19 protein-coding genes are annotated in these 23,062 nt (G+C 75.3%); 9 read left to right on the top strand and 10 right to left on the bottom strand.

Features of this window, described 5'->3' with window-relative positions; genetic code table 11:
- The first annotated feature begins 924 nt into the window (after positions 1–924).
- The gene (locus ACVWNX_RS05705; protein WP_454412774.1) at positions 925–1,497 is read left to right on the top strand and encodes a sigma-70 family RNA polymerase sigma factor; all 573 of its coding nucleotides are present in this window, start codon (positions 925–927) and stop codon (positions 1,495–1,497) included.
- Positions 1,490–2,320, top strand: coding sequence for a hypothetical protein (locus tag ACVWNX_RS05700; protein WP_454412773.1), 831 nt, complete (start codon positions 1,490–1,492; stop codon positions 2,318–2,320). The genes ACVWNX_RS05705 and ACVWNX_RS05700 overlap by 8 nt, the downstream gene beginning before the upstream one ends.
- A gap of 143 nt (positions 2,321–2,463) precedes the next feature.
- On the opposite strand, the gene ACVWNX_RS05695 is transcribed toward ACVWNX_RS05700, so the two are convergent.
- Positions 2,464–3,192, bottom strand: a complete 729-nt coding sequence (locus ACVWNX_RS05695; RefSeq protein WP_454412772.1) for an SDR family oxidoreductase — start codon at positions 3,190–3,192, stop codon at positions 2,464–2,466.
- A 458-nt stretch (positions 3,193–3,650) separates the two neighbouring features.
- Between ACVWNX_RS05695 and ACVWNX_RS05690 the strand changes: the two genes are divergently transcribed.
- The gene (locus tag ACVWNX_RS05690; protein WP_454412771.1) at positions 3,651–4,037 is read left to right on the top strand and encodes a hypothetical protein; all 387 of its coding nucleotides are present in this window, start codon (positions 3,651–3,653) and stop codon (positions 4,035–4,037) included.
- Positions 4,038–4,198: 161 nt separating this feature from the next.
- Here the strand turns inward: ACVWNX_RS05690 and ACVWNX_RS05685 are convergent, their stop codons facing one another.
- On the bottom strand, positions 4,199–4,633 hold the full coding sequence (locus ACVWNX_RS05685) for a cold-shock protein (protein WP_454412770.1): 435 nt from the start codon (positions 4,631–4,633) through the stop codon (positions 4,199–4,201).
- Positions 4,634–4,859: 226 nt separating this feature from the next.
- Here ACVWNX_RS05685 and ACVWNX_RS05680 point away from each other — a divergent pair, with 226 nt between their 5' ends.
- Positions 4,860–5,768 carry a bifunctional helix-turn-helix transcriptional regulator/GNAT family N-acetyltransferase gene (locus ACVWNX_RS05680; protein ID WP_454412769.1) on the top strand — a complete coding sequence of 303 codons (909 nt, stop codon included), beginning with the start codon at positions 4,860–4,862 and terminating at the stop codon, positions 5,766–5,768.
- A 78-nt stretch (positions 5,769–5,846) separates the two neighbouring features.
- On the opposite strand, the gene ACVWNX_RS05675 is transcribed toward ACVWNX_RS05680, so the two are convergent.
- A complete protein-coding gene (locus ACVWNX_RS05675) occupies positions 5,847–6,965 on the bottom strand; it encodes an NADH:flavin oxidoreductase (protein ID WP_454412768.1) in 1,119 nt (372 codons plus the stop codon).
- A 559-nt stretch (positions 6,966–7,524) separates the two neighbouring features.
- Positions 7,525–7,695 (bottom strand): hypothetical protein, encoded by a 171-nt coding sequence (locus ACVWNX_RS05670; protein ID WP_454412767.1) that lies wholly within the window; start codon positions 7,693–7,695, stop codon positions 7,525–7,527.
- Between the two features lie 280 nt (positions 7,696–7,975).
- Between ACVWNX_RS05670 and ACVWNX_RS05665 the strand changes: the two genes are divergently transcribed.
- Positions 7,976–9,097: a winged helix DNA-binding domain-containing protein gene (locus tag ACVWNX_RS05665; RefSeq protein WP_454412766.1), complete on the top strand. Its 1,122-nt coding sequence runs from the start codon at positions 7,976–7,978 to the stop codon at positions 9,095–9,097.
- A 50-nt stretch (positions 9,098–9,147) separates the two neighbouring features.
- Here the strand turns inward: ACVWNX_RS05665 and ACVWNX_RS05660 are convergent, their stop codons facing one another.
- Positions 9,148–9,996 carry a response regulator transcription factor gene (locus tag ACVWNX_RS05660; RefSeq protein WP_454412765.1) on the bottom strand — a complete coding sequence of 283 codons (849 nt, stop codon included), beginning with the start codon at positions 9,994–9,996 and terminating at the stop codon, positions 9,148–9,150.
- A gap of 258 nt (positions 9,997–10,254) precedes the next feature.
- Between ACVWNX_RS05660 and ACVWNX_RS05655 the strand changes: the two genes are divergently transcribed.
- Both ACVWNX_RS05655 and ACVWNX_RS05650 read left to right on the top strand, forming a co-directional pair.
- Positions 10,255–11,931 (top strand): AMP-binding protein, encoded by a 1,677-nt coding sequence (locus ACVWNX_RS05655; RefSeq protein WP_454412764.1) that lies wholly within the window; start codon positions 10,255–10,257, stop codon positions 11,929–11,931.
- Positions 11,928–13,568: an AMP-binding protein gene (locus ACVWNX_RS05650; protein WP_454412763.1), complete on the top strand. Its 1,641-nt coding sequence runs from the start codon at positions 11,928–11,930 to the stop codon at positions 13,566–13,568. The genes ACVWNX_RS05655 and ACVWNX_RS05650 overlap by 4 nt, the downstream gene beginning before the upstream one ends.
- A gap of 64 nt (positions 13,569–13,632) precedes the next feature.
- Here ACVWNX_RS05650 and ACVWNX_RS05645 read toward each other — a convergent pair whose 3' ends face one another.
- Positions 13,633–14,535 carry a hypothetical protein gene (locus ACVWNX_RS05645; protein ID WP_454412762.1) on the bottom strand — a complete coding sequence of 301 codons (903 nt, stop codon included), beginning with the start codon at positions 14,533–14,535 and terminating at the stop codon, positions 13,633–13,635.
- A 315-nt stretch (positions 14,536–14,850) separates the two neighbouring features.
- On the bottom strand, positions 14,851–16,296 hold the full coding sequence (locus tag ACVWNX_RS05640) for a glyceraldehyde-3-phosphate dehydrogenase (RefSeq protein WP_454412761.1): 1,446 nt from the start codon (positions 16,294–16,296) through the stop codon (positions 14,851–14,853).
- A gap of 283 nt (positions 16,297–16,579) precedes the next feature.
- Between ACVWNX_RS05640 and ACVWNX_RS05635 the strand changes: the two genes are divergently transcribed.
- Entirely contained in the window at positions 16,580–17,413 is an 834-nt protein-coding gene (locus tag ACVWNX_RS05635) for a DUF3592 domain-containing protein (protein WP_454412760.1), read from the top strand.
- Positions 17,414–17,565: 152 nt separating this feature from the next.
- Here the strand turns inward: ACVWNX_RS05635 and ACVWNX_RS05630 are convergent, their stop codons facing one another.
- Positions 17,566–19,785: an alpha-N-acetylglucosaminidase gene (locus ACVWNX_RS05630; RefSeq protein WP_454412759.1), complete on the bottom strand. Its 2,220-nt coding sequence runs from the start codon at positions 19,783–19,785 to the stop codon at positions 17,566–17,568.
- A 242-nt stretch (positions 19,786–20,027) separates the two neighbouring features.
- Complete coding sequence (locus tag ACVWNX_RS05625) at positions 20,028–21,044, bottom strand: hypothetical protein (RefSeq protein WP_454412758.1); 1,017 nt, start codon at positions 21,042–21,044, stop codon at positions 20,028–20,030.
- Positions 21,045–21,167: 123 nt separating this feature from the next.
- On the opposite strand from ACVWNX_RS05625, the gene ACVWNX_RS05620 reads away from it, so the two are divergent.
- Positions 21,168–22,025, top strand: a complete 858-nt coding sequence (locus tag ACVWNX_RS05620) for an NAD(P)H-binding protein (protein WP_454412757.1) — start codon at positions 21,168–21,170, stop codon at positions 22,023–22,025.
- 370 nt (positions 22,026–22,395) lie between these two features.
- On the opposite strand, the gene ACVWNX_RS05615 is transcribed toward ACVWNX_RS05620, so the two are convergent.
- Positions 22,396–23,046 (bottom strand): hypothetical protein, encoded by a 651-nt coding sequence (locus tag ACVWNX_RS05615; RefSeq protein WP_454412756.1) that lies wholly within the window; start codon positions 23,044–23,046, stop codon positions 22,396–22,398.
- Positions 23,047–23,062 lie beyond the last annotated feature (16 nt).

Raw genomic sequence — 23,062 nt, 5'->3', positions numbered from 1 at the left:
AACCCTCGGGGAGCGGCACGGCGAGGGAGCGGCACGACGGGCCGGTGGGCGGGAGCACCGGCCGATGGGCCGGTCTACGGCACGGACACGACGAACGGGTCCCCCCGGATGGGGCGGGCCCGTTCGTCGTACCGCCCCGGTGGGGTCGGCGTGCCGACCGCCGGACGGGGGACCGGTGCGGTCCCCGGCGCGGCGCCCCGCTGTCGACACGGGCGCAGATCGGACGGCGGACCACACAGGTCGCGCACGGCGCCTGAACAGCGCGCGAACGGCTCGAAGGGCCGGGGCATCCCGCCATTCGGCTGGTCAGAGCGGTGGTACGGAAGGGACGACCCGGAACGGCCCCCTGGCACACGATCGAAGCGCCGATCAGTAATGGGCGGAACCCGGAAGATCCCCATGGCAAAGTCGAATTGCCTTTGCACATCCGGCCGTTCGGAGGAGTCATCCAGGTGATGTGCGCCGTGCGGCGCACGCCCCGGCGCACACCCCCGGATGACCGGGGTACGGCGACGGGCGACAGCCGAGGGGAACCCGAACCACCATGACCGCGACATCCGCCACGCCGCGCGCCGCCGGAACGACCGGACCCACCAGACCGACCGGCACCACGGGCCTCACGGGCACTGCCGGCCCCACCAGGACCACGGCGATCACCGGACCCGCCGGGGGCACCGAATCCACGGGGGCCACCGCACCCACGGGGCGCACCGCCCCGACCGGGACCACTGTAGGCGCCTCCGCCCCCGCCTCGACCGCCGCCCCGTCCGCCACCCCCGCACCCGCCGTACCCGTACCCGCCGTACCCGTACCCGCCCCCGTCCGTCCGCCCCTCCGCGTTCCGTGGACCCGTCACCGCACGCACCGCACGCACCCGCACGTCCCCGAACCGGGCCGCCGTCGCCCCGGCCGACAGGAGAGCCGATGAACCGGAAACCCGTCACCCACGACGTCCCCCCGGTGCCGAGGGCGGTACCGCCGCTCGACTTCTCCGCGTTCCACCAGATGCACCGGCCCGCCTACCTCCGCTACGCCCGGACCTTCCTGCGCGATCGCACCGAGGCGGAGGAAGCCGTGGACGCGACCTTCGAGCGGCTGCTGACCAAGTGGGACCAGATCCTCAGCAGCGACAACCCCGACGGCTACGCGTGGGTCGTCCTGCGCAACCAGGTCGCGGACCACTACCGGCGCGGCCGACCGCGTCCCCGGCCCCTCGACGAGACCGCCTTCGACACCGTCGCCCTGCGCACCACCACCGATCCGATCGCGCAACTGGAGGAGTCCCTCACCCTGATGCGGGCCGTCCGTCAGCTCCCGGAGCGCCAGCAGGACGTCACCGTCCTGCGCTACCTCCTCGACCTGCCGGTGGAGCGCGTCGCCTACGAACTCGGCATCTCCCAGGCCGCCGTGCGCTCCAGTGACCGGCACGCCCGGCGCAGGCTGCGGGAGATACTCGGACCGGACCGTGCCACGATGGAAGGGGACTCCGGTGCGTGACGAGCTGCTGGACCTGCTCTCCCGGGCCCGTCTCGTGGACGACGAGCCCTGCACGCCCGCCCGGATCGCGGCGGCGGAGGCCAGGATCGCCGCCCGCGCCGCCGACCGGGCGGCCCCCTCCCCGGCGACGGACGGAAGCCGGGGCGGCCGCCGGGACGACGAACGCCGCTCGGCGGCGGGGCGGTTGACGACCCTCTGCGAGACGGTGGCCACCCACGCGGGGCTCAACCGGCTGCGGGCCTTCCTCACCCGCGCGATGCCGGAACCGGACGGCGCGCTGCTGCTGGGCTGCCTGCTGCAACTGGCCCACGGCGACGAGGCCGCGCGCTTCTGGTGGCAGTACGCGGCGGGGGCGGGCGAACGGACCGCCGTCTACTGCCTGTACCTCCACCACCTCTCCCTCGGCGAGGAGGCCCCGGCCAGCTGGTGGTACGTCCAGCAGCAGGGCATGCCCCGCCCGGTGGAGCCCGCCACCGAGTCATCCGGCCGCACCCTCCTCGAACTCCCCGACTCCCTGAGGAACTTCAGCGCGGCGGACGCCAGCCTGGACACCACGCTCCGGGTCCTGGACGCCCTGCGGACCAGAGCGGGCTGGCAGGCCCCGGCCCGGGTGTGCGCCGTCCTGGACTACGTCCCCGCCGCCGTGGCCTGGGTGGACGAGGACGTGGAACTCCCGCTCCCCGAGCCGGAGTTCACCGAACGCATCCGCCTCCTGACCGCCGACCTCCCGCTGCCCGGCGACTCCGCGAGCGGCGGGTCGGACCTGCCGCCCCGTCCCCGCGACCCGGAGGGCGGCATCGCGGCGGCGTCCCGCCGACGCTGAACCGGTGCCCGGCGGGACGGGGCGGTCCCGGGGAACCGCGGGTTCACGTCCCGTCACTCACCGTCGTGCTCCCCGTATTCACCATCGTGCTGCCGTCCGGGAGGCGGCCGGTCGTCACCGCACCGGCCGCCTCCCCCGACACCTCAGGCCGCGTGTCCGCCGTCCACCGAGAACTCCGCCCCCGTGACGTACGCGGACTCCTCCCCGGCCAGGTACGCCACCAGCGACGCCACCTCGTCGGGCGTTCCGAACCGGCTCAGTGCCGTTCCGGCCGACTGGAGGGCGGCGAACGGGCCGTCGGCCGGGTTCATGTCGGTGTCCACCGGGCCCGGGTGGACCACGTTGGCGGTGATGCCGCGCGGGCCCAGCTCCCTGGCCAGCGCCTTGGTGAGCCCGATCAGCGCCGCCTTGCTCATCGTGTAGAGGGTGCCGCCGGGCGCCAGCACCCGCTGGCTCATGCAGCTGCCGACCGCGATGATCCGTCCGCCGGGCCCCATCAGTGCCGCCGCCGACTGGGAGGCGAGGAACACCGCCCGCACGTTGACGGCCAGCACCCGGTCCACGTCGGCGGGGGTCAGTTCCGCCAGGGGGCCGATCACCCCGATCCCCGCGTTGTTCACCAGGACGTCCAGACCGCCGAGCGCCCCGGCCGCCTCGTCCACTACCGCGCCCGCGGCGGTCGCGTCGGCGGCGTCGGCGCGCAGGGCCACCGCGCGCCGCCCGAGGGCCTCGATCGCGCGGACGACCTCCTCCGCCGCCGTCGCGTCCCGTACGTAGGTGAGGGCGACGTCCGCGCCCTCCCTCGCGAGCCGTAGTGCCACGGCCGCGCCGATTCCCCGGCCGCCACCCGTCACCAGGGCTTTCCTCGTCATGGATCGTCCTTCCCTCGTACGCGGCCCGGACCGCCCGCGCGGAGGCGGGGGCCCGGGGACCCCGTGGGTCCGGGGTCGTCGTGGAAGACAGCCAAACGCGGGACGGGGGATGCCCGCTGGCGGTGATCGGACACGGCGTACCGGGGTGGACGGACGGCGGACGGACGGCGGACGGACGGCGGGCGGAAGAGAGGACGGAAGGCTGACGGGAGCGCGGCCGGGAACACGGCCGGACGGCTGACGGGAACGCCGGCGGACGGCCAGCGGGGGCGCGGCGGGGAACGCCGACGGGAGCGCGGCCGGGGTGGACCGTACGGGTGTCGGCCGACGGGCCGGTCACCCGGGAGCCGTTCCGCCACTGGCCCCGGCGGCCCGGACGTGGCAGCGTGGGCGGGTCAACCCGGTGGGGACGGTGGTGCCGTCCCGGACCGGCCGGACACGGAAAGGGATGAGCGCCGATGGCGGCAGGCACCGAGACGGTGTACTTCAGCGCGACGCACACGGAGCACGACCTCCCGCCGGGGCACCCCTGTGCGGGCGTGGCGCACAGCCATCTCTGGACGGTCACCCTGGAGACCGCGCTCCCGGACGACGCCCCCGGAACCGTCCCGGAGCCCGGTCGCCCCGGCCCCTCCGGTTGTGCCGAGTTCGCGGCCTGGGCCCGCCGGAGCCTGGACGACACCCATCTGAACGCGGTCGCCGACGAACTGCGCCACCGCGCGGGGCCCCGGGAGCTGGCCCGCTGGGTCTACACCCAGTGGTCGGCCCGGCTGCCCGTGCGCCAGGTCCGGGTCCAGGGCCCGTACAGCGGGAGCTACGGGGAGCCCGTCCTCACCACCTCCTGAGCGGGGGCGGGGGCCCTGCCCGGCGGGGCCCGTAGCCGCCCCTGGCCCCGGCCCGGCGACGGGCGACGTATCCGGCGTGCCCGGCGCGAAGGCGGCGGATAGCGCCGTGGGCCCCGACGGAACGATCCGTCGGGGCCCACGGCACTACCGCTCGGGGTGGCTCAGCCCTCGGTCCACCCGTGGTTCTTGCCGAACTGGAGCAGCGCCCGGCGGACCTGGACGATCTGCTCGCCGGTCAGCGAGGGGGCGGCCGACAGCAGCACCTCGGTGACGTCGCCCACGAACTCCTCGGCCGTCAGCACATCGCACAGCGTGTCGTCGTCCACCTGCACCTGGCGCGCGACACCGCCACCGGAGGCGGTCGCGCCGCGCACCGGGACGGGCACCGCCGCGCCCTCCGCAAGCCGGACGTCCGACGCCTTCGGCCCGCGCTCGCCTTCCTCGATCTCGAACTCGACCGCGAGCCCCGTGCGCACCTGCTGCTCCGCGATCAGCAGGTCGTTGACGTGCATGAACACATCCTCGCCGCCCTGATCCGGGGCGATGAACCCGTAACCGCGCAAACCGTCGAACCGCACCACACGACCGGCAACCATGCCGTCACCCCCACAGAAGACCGGGCCACCTGCCCGGACGAACACCACAGATGAGGAAGCCTACGCCAGACCGCCGCCGGGCGCATCGGGGGCGTGCGCCAGGGCGTGTGACGCTCGCGCGCGCGGGCGTGCGGGCCGGGCGTCCACACCCGGGACCGGGCGCGCCCGGGTCCGGAGCGGCGGGGGCGCCGAGCGGGCGCCGGAAACCTCTGACTAGAGTCAGAGGATGGAAACAGCGCAGATCGAGCAGGTCCGGCGGTTCAACCGCACCGTCTCCGAACGCGTGGGCGTGCTCCACGACCACTACCTCGGCCGGGACCGTCCCGTCGGGGAGGCCCGGCTCCTCTGGGAGATCGGGGCGGAGGGCCGGGACGTCCGGCGGCTGCGGGACCGGCTCGGTCTGGACTCCGGTTACCTCAGCCGGCTGCTGCGCTCCCTGGAGGCGGACGGGCTGGTGACCGTCCGCCCCGGACCGGACGACCGCCGGATCCGCGTCGTCCGGCTGACCGGGGCGGGCCGCGCCGAGCTGGACGTGCTCGACGGGCGCAGCGACGCGCTGGCCGCCGCCCTGCTGACTTCGCTCAACCCCGACCAGCGCGCCCGGCTGGTGACCGCCATGGCGGAGGTCGACCGGCTGCTCACCGCCGGGACCGTCACCCTGGAGAACCTCGACCCCGGGCATCCCGACGCCGAACACTGCCTCCGCTCCTACTACGGCGAACTGGCCGAACGCCTCGACACCGGCTACGACCCCGCGCTCAGCCTGCTGCCCGATCCGGGGGAACTCCGCGCTCCCCGGGGGCTGTTCCTCGTCGCCCGGCTGCACGGCGACCCCGTCGGCTGCGCCGGGCTGAAGCTGCCCGACGGCGCGCCCGCCGAGATCAAGCGGATGTGGGTGGCGCCCGCCGCCCGGCGGCTCGGTCTCGGCCGCCGGTTCCTCGCCGAACTGGAGGCCCGCGCCGCCGGACTCGGCCGGGACGTCGTCCGCCTCGACACCAACAGCTCGCTGGACGCCGCCCTCGCGCTCTACCGGTCCTGCGGCTTCCAGGAGGTCCCCGCCTTCAACGACGAGCCGTACGCCCACCACTGGTTCGAGAAGCGGATCGCCGTGCCCGCCGGATCAACCGCCCCCTGAGTCCCGGGTAGGGCCCTTCACTGCGGATCGTCCACGGTCCGGCCGGGGTGGCGGCCCCGGCCGGACCGGTCGGACGGTTCAGTGCAGGGTGGCGAGCGAGGCGACCTCGAAGGGCTTCAGCTCGTCGGTGCGTCCGCTCAGGACCTTGGCCGCCCACTCGGGGTCGCTCAGCAGCGCCCGGCCGACCGCCACCAGGTCGAACTCGTCCCGCTCCAGCCGGTCCAGCAGGGCGTTGATGTCGGTGACCCCCGTGATCCCCAGGCCATGCGGCAGGAACTCGTTGCTCAGGCCGACCGAGCCGACGGTGATCGTCGGGCGGCCGGTCACCTTCTTCGCCCAGCCCGCCAGGTTCAGCTCGGCGCCCTCGAACTCCGGGGTGTGGAAACGGCGGGTGGAGCAGTGGAAGATGTCGGCGCCCGCCTCCGCGAGCGCCGCGAGCAGGGCCCGCAGCTCCTCCGGCGAGGCGTACGGACGTGCGTCGTAGTGGTGCAGCTTCCACTGGGAGAGACGGAAGGAGATGGGGAAGGAGGGGGAGACCGCGCGACGGCAGGCGGCCACGATCTCGGTGGCGAACCGGGCGCGGGAGGCGGCGTCGCCGCCGTAGCCGTCGGTGCGGCGGTTGGTGTGCTCCCACAGGAACTGGTCGATGAGGTAGCCGTGGGCGCCGTGGATCTCGACCCCGTCGAAGCCGAGCCGCTCGGCGTCGGCCGCCCCGGCGGCGAACGCGGCGATCACCGCGTCGATGTCGTCCAGCGTCATGGCGGTACCGGGGGCCACATCACCGTCGAGGGCGATCCCGGAGGGGCCGGTGGCCGGGGCCAGGGGGACCGGCCCGGTGCCCGGGACGCGCTCCACGCCGACGTGCCAGAGCTGGGGCATGATCCGCCCGCCCGCCCGGTGCACCGCCGAGACCACCCGGGCCCATCCCGCCAGCGCGTCCTCGCCGTGGAACCTCGGTACCCGGTCGCTCGCCGCGGCGGACGCGTGGTCGACGTAGGTGCCCTCGGTGACGATCAGCCCGACGCCGCCCGCCGCGCGCCGCGCGTAGTACTCCGCGACGTCCTCGCCGGGGATTCCGCCCGGAGAGTGCTCGCGGGTCATGGGGGCCATCACGATCCGGTTGGGCAGGGTGAGGTTTCCCAGGTGGAAGGGCCGGGCGAGTAGGTCCCTGGCGCGGTTCGTCACGCTGCTGGACATCGGGCGTCCCCCTTGGGTGAGTTGAATGACGCGCGCCCTTCGCCGGGCGGCGTCACATCGACCCGTGCACTGTACAGAGCGCTGTGTACAGCGTCTGCTGAACGTACTGTGTACGCGGGTCGGATGGCGGCATCCCGCCCTTCCTTCCGCCCTTCCGTGACGGAGTGGTCGACGGACCAGGGATTGGCGGGGCCGCGGGCCCTCGGCGGGGCGTGCCGTTTCGCGCGCGGGAGGGCGTCGGCGTGCTGGCCGGTGATGTGGCAGGCCCCGAGGTGGGGGGCGTGCGCCGGATCCGCCCGCGCCCCCTACCGGACGGGTCGTGGGTGTCCCGCCCGGTCCGGGAGCGTCCGGGTGTCCCGCCCGGGGGCGGGGGCCGGTCCGGGGGCGCTCCGGTGGGCGCATCCTCCGGATCCGGCCGGGGCCGTAGCGGCGCGTGAGCCGCCCGGCCCCGTACGGCCCGTGCCCCGGCCCCCGGCCATGCTCCCGTCCCCGGCCCTCCGGGCGGTGACGGTGTGACGACAGGGGCGACGGGGTCTGGCGGGCCGTCAGTGGTCACGTGTCAGGGGCGGGTCCAGTCCAGATGGAAGTTCACCGTCCGGGCGGTCCGGTCCAGAAGGTCCTGGGCGATGTGCCGGACGTCGGCCACGACGTCTCCCCGCTCGCGCACCAACCGCTCGTAGACGGGTGTGGAACGCGGCGGGACGGGCGGTGTCGGGCCTGTCGACTGCATGGATATGTCCTTACTCACGGGCAGTGTTTTCCTGCTCAACGGCGGTGCCCGCCGGTCCGTCCGGCGGGCGCTCGGTCCTCGGCCGCTCACGCGGGCCGCGTACCGATCCTGGCACGGAGTGCCCGGTGCCGTCCGGGGAACCTCCCCGGGCGCCCCGCCGACCCGCCCGCCACCGCCTCCGGCCCCCGCCGGTGGACGGGTCCGCGCCCCGCCCGCCGAGGGGAACGGCACGGGTCGATCGAGGACAGAAGGTGTCCGCGACGGGCGTTACCGTGCGGACATGACGACGAGGAACCCCCTACTCGGCGACCGCGCCCTCAACCGCGCCACCCTCGCCCGCCAGCACCTGCTCGCCCCGGCGGCCCCCGGCACCCTCACGGCCGCCGACGCGCTCACCCGGCTGCTCGGACTCCAGGCCCAGAACGTCAAGCCCCCGTACTACGCGCTCGCCGCCCGGATCGACGGCTTCGACCCCGGGGAGCTGTCCACGCTGATGGCGGACCGGGCCGCCGTCCGCACGGTCACCCTGCGCTCCACGCTCCACACCCACACCGCCGAGGACGCCCTGGCCCTGCGCCCGTTCGCCCAGCCCGCCCTGGAACGCGAACTGAGGATCTTCCGCAAGGGCCTGACCGGGGTGGACCTCGACCGGCTGGCCGCGCTGAGCCGCGCACTGGTCGAGGAGGAGCCCCTGACGATGGCCGCGCTGCGGACCCGGCTGCTGGAGCACTGGCCGCACGCCGACCCGCAGGCCCTGACGGTCGCCGCCCGCTGCCGCCTCCCGCTCGTCCAGGTCACCCCGCGCGGGCTGTGGCGGCGCTCCGGCCAGGTCGCGCTCACCACCGCCGAGCACTGGCTGGGCCGCCCCGCCGAACCCGCGCCGCCCGCCGAGGACCTGGTCCGCCGCTACCTCGCCGCCTTCGGCCCCGCCTCCGTCCGCGACATGCAGACCTGGGCCGGGGTGACCCGGCTGCGCGACGCCTTCGAACGGCTCCGGCCCGAGCTGCTGACCTTCCGCGACGAGCGCGGCACCGAACTCTTCGACCTGCCGGACGCCCCCCGCCCCGACGCGGACACCGACGCCCCGCCCCGGCTGCTCCCCGAGTACGACAACCTGCTGCTCTCGCACGCCGACCGGCTCCGGCTGGTGCCCGCCGGGACCGGGAAGCTCACCTGGCGGGGCAACTCCTCGTACTGCGTCCTGATGGTGGACGGACTGCTCGCGGGGGTGTGGAAGCTGGTGGAGACCCGCTCCGAGGCGGTGCTGACCATCGAACCCTTCGCCCCGCTGACCGCTGCCCAGCGGGAACGGGTCCGCACCGAGGCCGCCCGGACGCTCGGACTCCTCACCGAGCCCTCGGTCGACCGGGACGTCCGCTTCGGCGCGGTCCGCCACCCCTGACCGCCCCGCTCGCGGAAGACGGGGGCGCCGTCACCGCCGGACGCGGGACCTCAGGGCAGCAGCCCCGCCCGCCGTGCCGCGACCACCGCCTCCAGCCGGGTGGACGCCCCGAGCTTGCGCATCGCGGAGCGCAGATACGCCTTCACCGTCTCCGGCCGCAGCCCCAGCCGCTCCCCGGCCACCGCGTTGGTCGCCCCCGAGGCCACCCAGGCGAGGACGTCCACCTCCCGGGGCGCCAGCACCGAGGGCGCCGACGCCGACGGCACGGCCGCCGGAGCCCCCGCCAGCAGCCCGCAGGCGGCCAGCAGTTCGGCGCGCAGCAGGGGATCACCGATGCGCGGGGCCAGCGCGCGCAGCGCCCCGTGCGCCTCCCTGACCTGTTCCCACGCCGCCGCCCGGGCCCCGTCCCGATCGGTGCGCGGGGCCGCCGAGACCAGCAGGGAACGCGCCTCGTCCCGCACCACCAGCGCCTGTTCCACGTCCCGGGCCGCCGCCACCGCCGCGCCCAGCGTGCGGTCGCCCAGCGGCTGCGCGACCCGCAGTGCCCCGTACAGCACCCCCCGCACCCGGCGCCGCACCACGATCGGCACGGCCAGCACCGAGCGCAGCCCCTCGGTCTGCACCGGGACGTCGTACTCATGGCTGATCTGGCGCGACGCCCGGTAGTCCGTCACCGCGCAGGGCCGGGAACGGGCCAGGGCCTTGCCGCCCAGACCGTTGCCGAGCGACACCACCAGCGCCCGCAGCGAGGCCGTCGAGGTGCCCGACAGCTGCTGGATCCGCATCTGCCGCCCGTCCGCCTCGATCAGCCCGCCGAACGCGACCGGCAACCCGGTCGCGCGCCGCAGCCGCAGCAGCGCCGCGCCGATCTCGGCCGCGTCCGTCCCCTTTGACGTCACCGGTCCGTCCGCCTCCCGTCCAGCCGTGTCACCGCGGCCCGCCACCACCCCCGTCCGGGGGTAGTGAGACCTGTATCACGGATTCCACGATGGTAGGCAGGGGTTCACGGACGACGGTCCGGACGGAACGCGCCGCGAGGTCCGCTCCACCGGTGGTACCCCGTGAGAGCCGTGAACCGTGGGGCGGTCGTGACGCGCATGAGCCATGAGGGGCATGAGGCGTGCGATGCCCGTGACGCCCCTGATCAAGGAGGTCGGATGGAACCGAGCAGCGCCACCGGGGAGTTCCGTGCCGCGCGGGACCTCCTGCTGCGGCACCGCGCGGACCCCGCCGCCGCCCGCGCCGAGTTCGTCTGGCCCCGGCCCGAGCGCTTCAACTGGGCCCTCGACTGGTTCGACGTGATCGCCGACGGCAACCACCGCACCGCCCTCCACCTCGTCGGAGCCGACGGCCGCGAGGAGCGCAGCACCTTCGCCGGGCTCTCCGACCGCTCCGACCGGGTCGCGGGCTGGCTGCGCGCCCGGGGCGTCGCCGCCGGGGACCGGGTGCTGGTCGTGCTCGGCAACCAGACCGAGCTGTGGGAGACCGCGCTCGCCGCGATGAAGCTGCGCGCCGTCGTCATCCCCGCCACCCCGCTGCTCGGCACCGCCGACCTCACCGACCGGATCGTCCGCGGCCGGGTCCGGCACGTGATCGCCCGATCGGACGACACCGCGAAGTTCACCGGCGTACCCGGCGCGTTCACCCGGATCGCGGTCGGCGCCCCGGTACCGGGCTGGCTGCCCTACGAGGACGCCCGCACCGCGCCCGGCGGCTTCGTCCCCGACGGCGAGACCCGGGCCGACGACCCGCTGATGCTCTACTTCACCTCCGGCACCACGGCCCGCCCCAAACTCGTCGAGCACACCCACGTCTCCTATCCCGTGGGCCACCTCACCACCATGTACTGGATCGGGCTGCGCCCCGGCGACGTCCATCTGAACATCTCCTCGCCCGGCTGGGCCAAGCACGCCTGGTCGAACCTGTTCGCCCCGTGGAACGCCGAGGCGACCGTCTTCGCCGTCACCCACCCCCGGTTCGACGCGGCCCGGCTGATGACCGAGATGGACGCGGCGGGCGTCACCACCTTCTGCGCCCCGCCGACCGTGTGGCGCATGCTCGTCCAGGCCGACCTGCGCGGCCTCGCCACCCCGCCGCGCGAGGCGGTGGCCGCCGGAGAGCCGCTGAACCCCGAGGTCATCGAACAGGTGCGACGGGCCTGGGGGGTCACCGTCCGGGACGGGTTCGGCCAGACCGAGACCACCGTCCAGATCGCCAACACCCCCGGCCAGCCGGTCCGTCCCGGTTCCATGGGGCGCCCCGTCCCCGGCTACCGGGTGGTCCTCCTGGACCCGGTCACCGGGGAGCCCGGGGCCGCCGAGGGCGAGATCGCGGTGGACCTCGCGGACCGCCCGGTCGGGGTGACGCCCGGCTACCACGGCGACCCGGAGCGCACCGCCGAGGCGATGTCCGGCGGCTACTACCGCACCGGGGACATCGCCTCCGCCGACCCCGACGGCCATCTGACCTACGTGGGCCGCGCCGACGACGTGTTCAAGGCGTCCGACTACAAGATCAGCCCCTTCGAGCTGGAGAGCGCGCTGCTGGAGCACGAGGCGGTGGTGGAGGCCGCCGTGGTCCCGGCCCCCGACCCGGTGCGGCTGGCCGTGCCCAAGGCGTACGTGGTCCTCGCCGAGGGGTACCCGCCGGGCCCGGAGACCGCCGCGCTGCTGTTCGCCCACTCCCGCGCGGTCCTCGCCCCCTACAAGCGGCTGCGGCGGCTGGAGTTCGCCCCGCTGCCCAAGACCGTCTCCGGCAAGATCCGCCGGGTCGAGCTGCGGGAGGCCACGGCGGAGGGCTCCACCGCCGAGTACCGCGAGGAGGACGTCCGATGACGGTTCCGACGGCCCCGGCGGACGAGGACGCGCCGGTCCCCTCGTACGCGCACGGCACCAGTACCACCCCGCTCCTCGGGGACACCATCGGCGAGAACCTGGACCGGACGGTGGCCGCCTTCCCGGACCGGGAGGCCCTGGTGGACCTGGCGTCCGGGCGGCGCTGGACGTACGCCCGGTTCGCGGCGGACGTGGACCGGGTGGCGCGCGGACTCCTCGCCCTGGGCGTCCTCAAGGGCGACCGGGTCGGCCTCTGGGCGGTCAACTGCGCCGAGTGGCCGCTCGTCCAGTACGCCGCCGCCCGGATCGGAGCGGTCATGGTCACCGTCAACCCGGCCTACCGCGCCCACGAGCTGGAGTACGTGCTCCGCCAGGCCGGGGTGTCCGTCCTCGTCGCCTCGCCGGGCCACAAGACCAGCGACTACCGGGAACTCGTCAACCAGGTGCGCGAGCGCTGCCCCGACCTGCGCGCGGCGGTGTTCATCGGCGAGCGGTCCTGGGCGGAGCTGCTGACGGCCGGGGACGGGGTCGACGGGGCGGAACTCCGCGTCCGGGCCCGCGAACTGAGCTGCGACGACCCGGTCAACATCCAGTACACCTCGGGCACCACCGGCTTCCCCAAGGGCGCCACCCTCTCCCACCACAACATCCTCAACAACGGGTACTGGGTGGGCCGTACGCTCGGCTACGCCGAAGGGGACCGGATCTGCGTGCCGGTCCCCTTCTACCACTGCTTCGGCATGGTGATGGGCAATCTGGCGGCCACCTCGCACGGCGCCTGCGTGGTCGTCCCCGGGCCCTCCTTCGACCCGGTCGCCACCCTCCAGGCCGTGGAACGGGAGCGCTGCACCGCCCTGTACGGGGTGCCGACGATGTTCATCGCCCAGCTCAACCTCGCGGACTTCGCCCTGTACGACCTGTCCTCGCTGCGCACCGGGATCATGGCGGGCTCCCCGTGCCCCGTCGAGGTGATGAAGCGGGTCGTCGACGAGATGCACATGGGCGAGGTGGCCATCTGCTACGGCATGACGGAGACCTCGCCGGTCGCCACCCAGACCCGCCGGGACGACACCCTGGAGCGGCGCACCGGCACGGTCGGCCGGGTGCTCCCGCACACCGAGGTCAAGGTGGTCGACCCGGTGAGCGGGGTGACCCTGCCGCGCGGCACCGCCGGTGAGCTGTGCACCCGGGGGTACGGGGTGATGCTCGGCTACTGGGACGACCCGGCCCGGACGGCCGAGGTCGTCGACCCGGGCGGCTGGATGCACACCGGCGACCTGGCGGAGATGCGCCCGGACGGCTACGTGCGGATCGTCGGCCGGATCAAGGACATGATCATCCGGGGCGGCGAGAACGTCTATCCCCGGGAGATCGAGGAGTTCCTGCACGGACACCCCAAGATCGCGGACGTCCAGGTGGTGGGGGTGCCCGACGAGCGGTACGGCGAGGAGGTGCTCGCCTGTGTGATCCCCCGCGACCCGGCCGACCCGCTCACCCTGGAGGAGCTGCGCGCCTACTGCCACGAGCGGCTGGCCCACTACAAGGTCCCGAGCAGGCTGAGGCTGCTGGACGCCTTCCCGCTGACGGTCAGCGGGAAGGTCCGCAAGGTCGAGCTCCGCGAGCGGTTCGCGGAGTGACAGACGTCCGGGCCCCGTGTCGGCGCGGGGCCCGGACTCCTTCCCCGGGGGTGCCCGGCCGGGTTCAGGCCCCGGTGGACACCAGCTCCTCGGCGACCGTGTTGACCGGCCGGGGCACCCCCGCGAGGTCCACCACGAACAGCGGGACGCCCAGCGCGTCGGCGCGTTCGCGGACCCCCTCCTCGTATCCGGCGAGGGTGAAGTACGCGCACCCCACCGCCTCGGCGAGGGAGACCAGCCACAGGCACTCCACGTCCCGGGCGGAGGCCCGCCGCACGGTCGGCTCCACGACCGCGACCAGCCCGTCCGAGGTCAGCGGCACCCCGGACGGCGCGGGCTCCGCGGCCCGCCGGATCTCCCGGTAGCCCAGCCAGCGCAGATACAGCGCGATGACGGTCACCGCGTCCCGGGCGGTGCGGATCACGGTGGGCCGGAAGGCGGGCCGGGGCGTGGACGCGGTGGCGGGCAGCGGGATGTGCGCCGGGAAGCGACCGCCCCCGTCCCGGCCGTGCTCCCGGTCGGGCCCGTCCCGCTCCGTGGGACGCGCGACGGGGTCCGGGGCCGGGGCGGGGTCCGGGGCGGGGTCCGGGGCGTCGGACGGCGGCGGGGCGGCGCCCGTGGACGCGGCGGCCGGGGGCGCGACGGGCGGCGGGGCGGACGGGGACGCGCCGGTGGACGACGGCGGTCCGTCCGGTGGCGCGTCGGCGGGCGCGGCGAGCGGGACCCGCAGCACCGCCCCGCAGCCGCAGCCCAGTTCGGGGCGCGGCCAGGGGTCCTCCCGTCCGCAGGAGGGGCAGGGCACCCGCACCCAGTCGGCGGACCAGGCGCGGTCGGTCACGTTCTCGGGTTCCCGCCCCGGCGCCACGCGCGGGGCGACGGGCTCCCCGCACGGACAGGGGTAGGCGGTCGGGACGAACTGGTGGTCGCGGCGGCAGACCGGGCACCGCACCGGCACGCTCTCGGCCATGACGTCTCCAGGACTTGGCTCGGTGGTCCAGGGAGGGCGCCGCCGGGCCGCACCGGGGGCGGGGCCGGTCCGGACGGCTCGTGGACGGCGCCTCGACAGCACCCCCATCGTGCTCCACCCGGACCGCCCCGCGCAGCGGTTCCGCGTATGCCAGCGGTCTGTTCCCGTGCGGGCGCACGCCCGCGTGCCCCGGAGCGCGTCCGGAGGAGGGGTTCCGGAGTGCGCCGGGGCACGGGGAAAGGAGAAGGGAGGGGGCCGTCACCCGCCGGCGACGGCCGCCCTCCCAGCGGGAACCTGGTCGGGGACCCGCGGTCTTCAGACCGCCGCGGCGGGGTAGGTCGGGTACTCCACGCCGGAGACGTGCTGGACCACCCGGATGACCTGGCACGAGTAACCGAACTCGTTGTCGTACCAGAGGTAGAGGATCGCGCTGTCGCCGTCGACCTTGGTCGCCCCGGCGTCCACGATCGAGGCGTGGCGCGAGCCCACGAAGTCCATCGAGACGGCGTCGGGGGCGGTGGTGAAGTCGATCTGGCGCTTCAGCGGGGAGTGCAGCGAGACCTCGCGGAGGTGGTCGAGGACCTCCTCGCGGGTGGTCTCGCGGCTCAGCCGGAGGCTGAGGATCGCGATCGAGACGTCCGGCACCGGCACCCGGATCGAGCTGCCGGTGATCGGGGCCTTGAGGTCCGGCAGCGCCTTGGCGACGGCCGAGGCGGCGCCCGTCTCGGTGATGACCATGTTGAGCGGCGCGGAACGACCGCGACGGTCGGCCTTGTGGTAGTTGTCCAGCAGGTTCTGGTCGTTCGTGAACGAGTGGACGGTCTCCACATGGCCGCGCAGGACGCCGAACTCGTCGTCCATGGCCTTCAGCGGCGGCACGATGGCGTTGGTGGTGCAGGAGGCGCAGGACAGGATCCGCTCGTCCGGCTTGATCGTGTCGTGGTTCACCCCGTGCACGATGTTGGGGACGTCGCCCTTGCCCGGCGCGGTGAGGACCACCTTGTCGATGCCGGGGCGCAGGTGCTGGGCCAGGCCCTCGCGGTCGCGCCACTTGCCGGTGTTGTCGATGAGGACGGCGTCCCGGATGCCGTACTCGGTGTAGTCGATCTCGGACGGGTCGTTGGCGTAGATCACCCGGATCGCGTTGCCGTTGGCGACGATCGTGCTGTTCGCCTCGTCCACCGTGATGGTGCCGTTGAACTGGCCGTGGATCGAGTCCCGGCGCAGCAGCGAGGCGCGCTTGACCAGGTCCTGGTCACCGCCGCCCCGCACCACGACGGCCCGCAGCCGCAGCCCGTTGCCGGACCCGGCCTTCTCCACCAGCAGCCGGGCGACGAGACGGCCGATCCGGCCGAAGCCGTAGAGGACGACGTCGCGCCCCTCGCCGCGCTCGATCTTGTTCGCCCCGGTGGCCCCGGCGACGGCCTCGGCGGTGAACGCCTCCACCGACAGTCCGCGCTCGTCGGCGCGGTACGCGGCGGCCAGCATGCCGAGGTCGATCTGGGAGGGCCCCAGGTCGAGGGTGGTGAGCGCGCGCAGGAACGGCATCGTCTCGGTGACCGAGAGCTCCTCCCCGGCGACCTGCCGGGCGAAGCGGTGGGTCTTGAGGATGCTCACCACCGACTTGTTCACCAGGGAACGGCTGTGGACCAGGACCGTCACGTCCCGCTCCCGGTGCATCCTCCCGATCATCGGAATCATCGACTCCGCGATCTCCTCGCGGGTCTTCCAGTTGGTGAAGGCGTCCTCGTTGACAGTCACAGATTTATCTTTCGAGCTAGGCGGCGCTCATATGGTAACCATCCAGGGGATTGATCGATCAAGCCTTCACGGGGGACTGAACACCGTGACTCGGGTCACTGCCCTGGTGGGGCGGGGGTCCGTTTCGCTGCCTTGTTGAGAAAAAGCCGCCCCCGCTCCCTCGGTCGCACCCCCGCTGACCAGCGGTCCGACCGTCCGGCACCGGCTCACCCGCCGCCCCGGCCCACCGGGTCCGAGAGGGGGCCGCACGCAACCGGACGGTGCCCGCGCGTGTCCTAGGGATGTGACGACGACACCCCCGACACCCCCCGCGCCCTCACTCGTGCTGCGCGGTCGTGACGCCACCGCCCGTTTCGACGCGGACTCCGACCATCTGCGGTGGGAGGACGGGAAGAGCGGACTGACGGTCCGGATCCCCCTGGAAGCCGTCGAGGAGGTCCGGGGCCGGGACCGTTCCGCCGGGATCGTCCTGACGACGGCCCTGACCGGCGTCCCCGCCCCCGTGTACGAGGTGCGCGGCGCGAGTGCCGCCGGGGTGTCCGCGTTCGCCGCCGCCGTCGGGGCCCGGCTGCCCCGCCGCGCCCCCGGGGATCCGCGCCCCGAGGGCACCGACCTGGTCACGACCACCCCCGCGCCGGACCGCCGACGGCCGTCCCGGCGGACCCTCGCCGTCGCCACCGTGATCGCCCTCCTCCTGGCGGTCGACGTGGGGGTGGCGGCGCTCGACCACCCAGCCTTCGGCGTCCTCCTCCCCGCCGCCCAGCTCTTCGCCGCCATGGGGGCGTCCCTGGTGGTCTTCCAGGGCCGGGCCCTGTACGACGGCGTACGGCTGTCCCGGCACGGCGTCACGGTCGTCGCGGAACTCGACCTCCGCGCCCCCGGCACCAAGGCGTACCGGTACACGGACCTCGACGGCGGAACGCACTACTACCGCGAACCGGCCGGGGGACGGCGGCTGGAGCTCAGCTACGACCCGCGCGACCCCGCCCGCGCCGCCACCCGGCCGTCCCCCTTCCACGCGGTCCTCATGGCACTGGTGACGCTCATCGGACTCGGTCTGGCCTGCGGCGGAGTGGCCCTCACCGGCTACGCGTTCCTCGACGCCCTGCGCGGATGACACCGGTGCCCCGCCTCTGACTCCGACCCGGCGGCCCCGGAACGACCGTCCGGGACCGACCTCTTGGGGACGCCCGCCCGGGGACGGCCCGCGAACGGACTCCGGGCGGGCCGCCGAGGCCCGGGCGGCCCGGCCGCCCGCGGACGCCCGGGCTAGGGCAGCGCGCGCAGCCGGTCCCGGACCTCCGTCGCCACCGCGTGGACGCTGCCGCGCGGCACGGTCGCCGGACGGCCGGGCGACCGCGTCCAGGCGTCCTCCAGGGCGTACCAGTCGATCCGCTCCGGGGCGCCGCCGGTGCGCAGCGCCTCCTCCAGGGTCGCGAAGTACCGGGTCCACCGCAGCCGGTAGAGCCCGCCGACCAGCCCCGCCCACTCCCGGTTGCCGTAGTCCCGCAGTCCCGCGTCGGCCCCCTTCCGGGTGCCCCACACGGTCAGCAGGGAGAGCGCGTCGTACGCCAGCCGCTCCCGTTCGGCCGGGTCGGCACCCCAGGCGCGGGCCTCGGCGAGGTAGCGCCCCAGCAGATGCGCCCCGTCCGTGGCCAGCAGCCGCTCCAGCAGGTCCAGCAGCCCGGTCCAGTGGTCCGTCAGCGTCCGGAACCGCGCCGCGTCCCCGCCCTCGTAGGCGGCCCTGATCAGGGGCAGCAGGGCCCGGCTCCGGTTGGCGAGCGCCTGCCGCGCCACGTCCAGCAGATCCCGCCGGTACGCCGACGACCTCCGCAACCCGGGGCGTACCGCGAGGAGTTCGCCGAGCGCGGGCTCGAACTCCGCCGGGTCGTAGCGGAGCGCCTTGGGGGACCAGCGGGCCGCCCGTACCGCCGTCAGCGACGGCCGCGCCCCGAACAGCCCGTCGGCGCCCTCGCTCCACCCGTCCTCACGGGTCGTCCCGTACACCGTCCGGCGCAGCCGGTCCCAGGCCGCCGCCGCGTGCGCGTCCCGGCCCCCGTACCGCGCGCGCGCCCACCGGGCGAACCAGTCGGCGAGGTCGGGCGGACCGTCCAGCCAGGCCAGTTCGGAGAAGAGTTCGAAGGCGGCGGGATTGTCCCCGGACGCCTCCGGCAGCAGCGCGATCCCGCGCAGCGTGCCCCCGGGCCGCGCCAGCCGCTCCGGGAACGACCGCGTCCACTCCCGCGCGTTCGCCCCGAGCACGGTGTGGCCGCCGAAGTTCCAGATCGACCCGTACGCGTACGGCACCCCGGCCCAGTCCGCCTCCCGGTCCCCGGCCGTCTCGTGCCGGTCGGCGAGACCGTCCACCACCAGCGTCCGGTCCCGGTCCACGGCCTCCGCCAGCTCGCGCGGCGGATTGGCCCGCCAGCCGAGCGTCACCCACACCGCCTCCGGACGCGCCGCCCGCATCGCCCGCTGCACGGCCCGCGCCGCCTCCCCGACCGGGACGTCACCGGCGCTGCCGCCCTCGTGCAGCAGATCCGTCTTGTACAGCGTGGTCGGGCCGAACAGCTCCTCCTGGACCGCGTAGTACGCCGCCGCCACCCGGGCGAACGCCTCGGTGCGCGGATCGAGCCAGTCCGGCCGGGTGAAGCCGTACCACTCGCCCTGCGGCACGGTCCGCGCCCCCGGGTTCCGCTCCGCGAAACCCGGCGGGACCAGCCCCGACCAGCCCGGCAGCACCGGGGTCATCCCGAGTTCCCGCAGCCGTGCGCAGATCCGCCGCCCCAGCGCGGCCCGCGCCCCGACGAGCCCCCGGGAGGGCGGGGCGGGGAAGCCGGAGAGGTTCTGGAGCAGCCACCACGGCTGGTGCGCGGGCCCGGGGATCCACTCCCTGACCTCCGCCTCGGTGTACCCGAACCCCTGGAACACCCGGTGGTGCACGGCCTCCGCGCCGATCTGCGTGAAGACGCGGTTGTAGCCGTGCAGCGCCAGGACGTCCAGTCCGCGTTCCCGGACGGACCAGTCCCGGTAGGCGCCGGTGTACCCGTCGTCGGTGTCGTTGAGCGCGAAGCGGTGCGGTACCCGGGCGGTCCGCGCGGCCCGGCCGGGGGCGGGCAGGACGTCCGGCAGGTCGAGCTGGTCGCCCGCCCAGGTGAGGTTGGCGTGCGCGGTGTGCTTCAGGTACCAGCGCAGCGCGGTCAGCTGGACGGCGGGCGTGGTGCCGGTGAGGACGATCCGCCCCCGCGCCCCGGAGACGGCGAACGCGTCGGCGCCCCCCGCCCCGGCCCGCCCCGTCCGGAAGACCAGTTGCCCCGCGTGCCGGGGGAGCAGCCGCCGGGCCGCCCGGGCGGCGGGACCTTCCTCACGCGCGGTCGGGGCGCGGGGACCGTCGTGGTCGGCGGGGGCGCCGGGTCCGGTGAACGCGTCGAGGGCGGCCGTGGTGGCTCCGGCGGCTGCGGAGAACAGGGCGCGGCGGGGCAGCGGCATGGCGCCTCCGTGGGGGACGAGGGGCCCGGCGGGCCGTGCGGGGGACGGGGTCGGACCATGTCTAACGCCCGCGCGCCCGCACACCGAGCACCGGCCGCCCGCCACCTCCGCCGTGTCGTGCGCCGGACCCCTCCACCCTCCGCCCTCCGCCTTGCCCCGCACGCCCCGCACGGGTGGTTGCCGTGCTGCCGGATCCGGGCGACGGGCGGCGGGGAAGGGCGACGGGAGGGGCGGCGTGACCCTCAGAGCCGGTCGGCCGACCGGCAGGGCCCGGCCCCGGGGTGGCGTCCCCCGAAGTGGGCGCCCGGTGGGACTCCCCTCAGGGCACGGAAGTCGGCGGTCATGTGCGACTGGTCGTAGTGGCCGGTGGTCACGGCGAGCCGGGCCCAGGGGAGGCCGTCGGCGTCCGGTGCGGCCGCCGGGGCCGGTCGGACGGAGAAGGGGACGGGCTGGCCCTGGGCGGTCGCGGTGGCCGGGTCCACGGCCGTGCGCGCCACCAGCGGACGGCGCACCCGTTCGACCCGCGCCGCGTAGGCGGGCGGCGGTCCGACGCCGTCCGTGAACAGCAGCCGCAGCCGACGCTCGCTCACGGACAGCCGTCGCGCCAGCTCCCTCACCGCTACCCGGCCGGTTTCCGGCGACCGGTGTGCCGGTGCCGTCGTCGGGGGCGGCTCCCACGCTCCGGTCGGGCCGGTGCCGGGGTCGGTCAGTGCCGTCATCGCCGAGCGCGGCAGCCGTGCCCGGTCCTCCGCCGCCGCGCGGGAGCGGCTCCGGGGCGCCGGTGGAACCAGTTCGAGTACTTGTTCGAGAAGTTCGGGGTCGGTATCGTCGAACGGCGGTAATCCCGCTGGTAGCTCGGCGAGTCTTACCGCTCGGTTCGTCGGACGCTCCACCGGAACCCCCGGCAACTCCCGCGCGACACCCGGCGCGAGCCGTAGAGTCAGACGGGACGGCGGGTGCCGCCGGGAGCGGTAGGCGGCCCGGGTCCGGGGGCCGACGAGGAGCGGTTCCCCGCTCCCGCCGTCCGGGTTCCGGCGCAGCACGAGCCGGGTGGCGGCGTCGGGGGCGTGCGCGAACGCGGGCGCCGGACCCTCGGAGGCCCTCGCGGCGCTGAGGCTCCGCACGGTCATCACGACGGCGTCGGTGACCCGGGTCCGCAGCGCGGGCGGTACGGCCGGGAAGACGTAACGGACGGAATGGGGTGGGTCGGTGGAGGTCACCGAGCGATCTGCGGGGGCGGATCCGGCGGGCGGGCGCATGACGATCGTCCTCCCTGATCAGGGGTCGCCGTCCACGGTGGGCCCGCGCGGCCGCGGAACGGGCGGCCGGAGCGTGCCGTTCCTTCCTGTCGCGGGGGAGTGTCCGCCCTCCAGGCTGATCTCATGATTCTCGTCACCGGTGCCTCGGGCACCATCGGCGGTGAGGTCACGCGGCTGCTGGGCGCGCGGGGCCTCCCCTTCCGGGCGCTGTCCCGTGACCCCTCCCGGCTCCTGCTCCCGGCGTCCGGCGTGCCCGTGCGCGGCGACTACGACGACCCGGTCTCGCTGGACCGTGCGGTGGCCGGGGTTTCGGCGGTCTTCCTGCTCGCCCCGCCGGGACCGGACCTCGCCGCCCATGACCGTGCCGTGATCGACGCCGCCCGGGCGGCCGGGGTGCGCCGGGTGGTGAAGCTGTCCGCGATCGGTACGGGGGACCCCGACTACGGCCCGGTCGGCGGCTGGCACCTGCCCGGGGAGCGGGACCTCGCCGCCTCCGGTCTGGAGTGGGCGGCCCTGCGGCCGACGACCTTCGCGTCGAACTCGCTGGGGTGGGCGGGGCCGGTCCGCGCGGGGCGGCCCGTCCCCAATCCGACCGGGTCCGGGGCGCAGGGCGTCGTGGACCCCCGGGACGTGGCCGAGGTCGCCGTGGAGACGCTCACCACGGCCGGGCCGCCGGGCGGGGTGCACACCCTGACCGGGCCCCGCGCGCTCAGCCTCCCCGACCAGGTGGCCGTCCTCGCCGAGGAACTCGGCCGTCCGGTGGGGACGGAGGAGGTGCGCCCCGGGCCGCTGCGGGAGCGGATGATCCGGGCAGGGATGGACCCCCGTTTCGTGGAGATGGTCGAACTCGGGAACCGGCTGGTGCGGGAGGGCCGCAACACGGTGCTGACCGACGGGGTGCGACGGGTCCTGGGCCGCCCGCCCTGGACGTACGAGCGATGGGTCCGGGACCACCGGGAGGCGTTCCTCCCCACCGGCTGACCAGGGCCGAACAGGGGGATGACCAGGGGGCGGCCGGGAGAGCGGACCGGGAGACCGGCTGCGAGGGGCGGCCGAGGGGACGACCACGGGACGGCCGTCGGCCGCCCACCCGGTCGACGACCCGCCTGACCAGCGGGCGACTACCGGGCGGGGGCCCCGTCCGAGCACCGGCTGAGGGTCCGTCGGTCACCGTGCCCACGGGGCCGCCACGACCATCCCGGTGCCGTGACTGCCGCCACTACCATCCCGGTGCCGTGACTGCCATGACTGCCGTGACTGCGGTTGGGGTGCGCCGTGCCGTTGCGACCGCCATCGCCACCGCCGGGTCCGCGCCACCGCCACCGCCGTCGTCGTGAGGCCCGGGGCGGCCTCACCCACGGTCGCGGCGGGGCGAGGCGAGGAGGTAACGCCGCCCGCCGCCCGCGCGGCGCTCGGTGTGTTCGCCGACCTGCCAGCCCGCCCGCTCCAGGGCCGCCGCGCAGGAGGCGAGCCCCGCCGCGCCGTCCGCGTGGACGCCGACCGCCTCCGGCTGGGGAGTCTCCACCACCCGGTACCCGGGCCCCTCCCCGGTCTCGGGCACGCACCCCGCCGCCTCCAGCGCGAGGGCCGCCGCCTGGACCAGATGCGCCCGCTCCCAGGCGCAGGGGCGGTCCGTCGCCCCGTCGGGCCGGGTCATCCGCCGCAGCTCCAGCAGCCCCGTCCAGGCGCTGGCCACCTCCCGGGCGCGCCGGGCGCCGCCCGGCCCGGAGGCGTCACCGCCGACCCGCGCGGCGAACACCCCGCCGTCCGGCGGGGGCGCTTCGGGCGGTGGCTCCGGCGGTGGTCCGGGCGTGGGCTCCGGCACCCGCTCGCGGCGTCCGGCTGGGGTGAGGAACCAGTCGTGCGGTGGCCGGGGGTGACGGAACGCCAGCCCCAGTCTGCCGAGCGCCGACAACTGGGCGGGGGTGCCGCGCAGCCGCCCCGTCACCGGTTCGGCGGTCGAAAGGAGGCGGCGTTGCGCGGCGGTCGGCGGTCGGGACATGGCTCGGCTCCCTCCG

The sequence above is a fragment of the Streptomyces sp. JNUCC 64 genome (assembly GCF_054484115.1).
The sequence above is the reverse complement of the archived record's forward strand: the minus strand, read 5'-3'. Positions and strand labels throughout refer to the sequence as shown.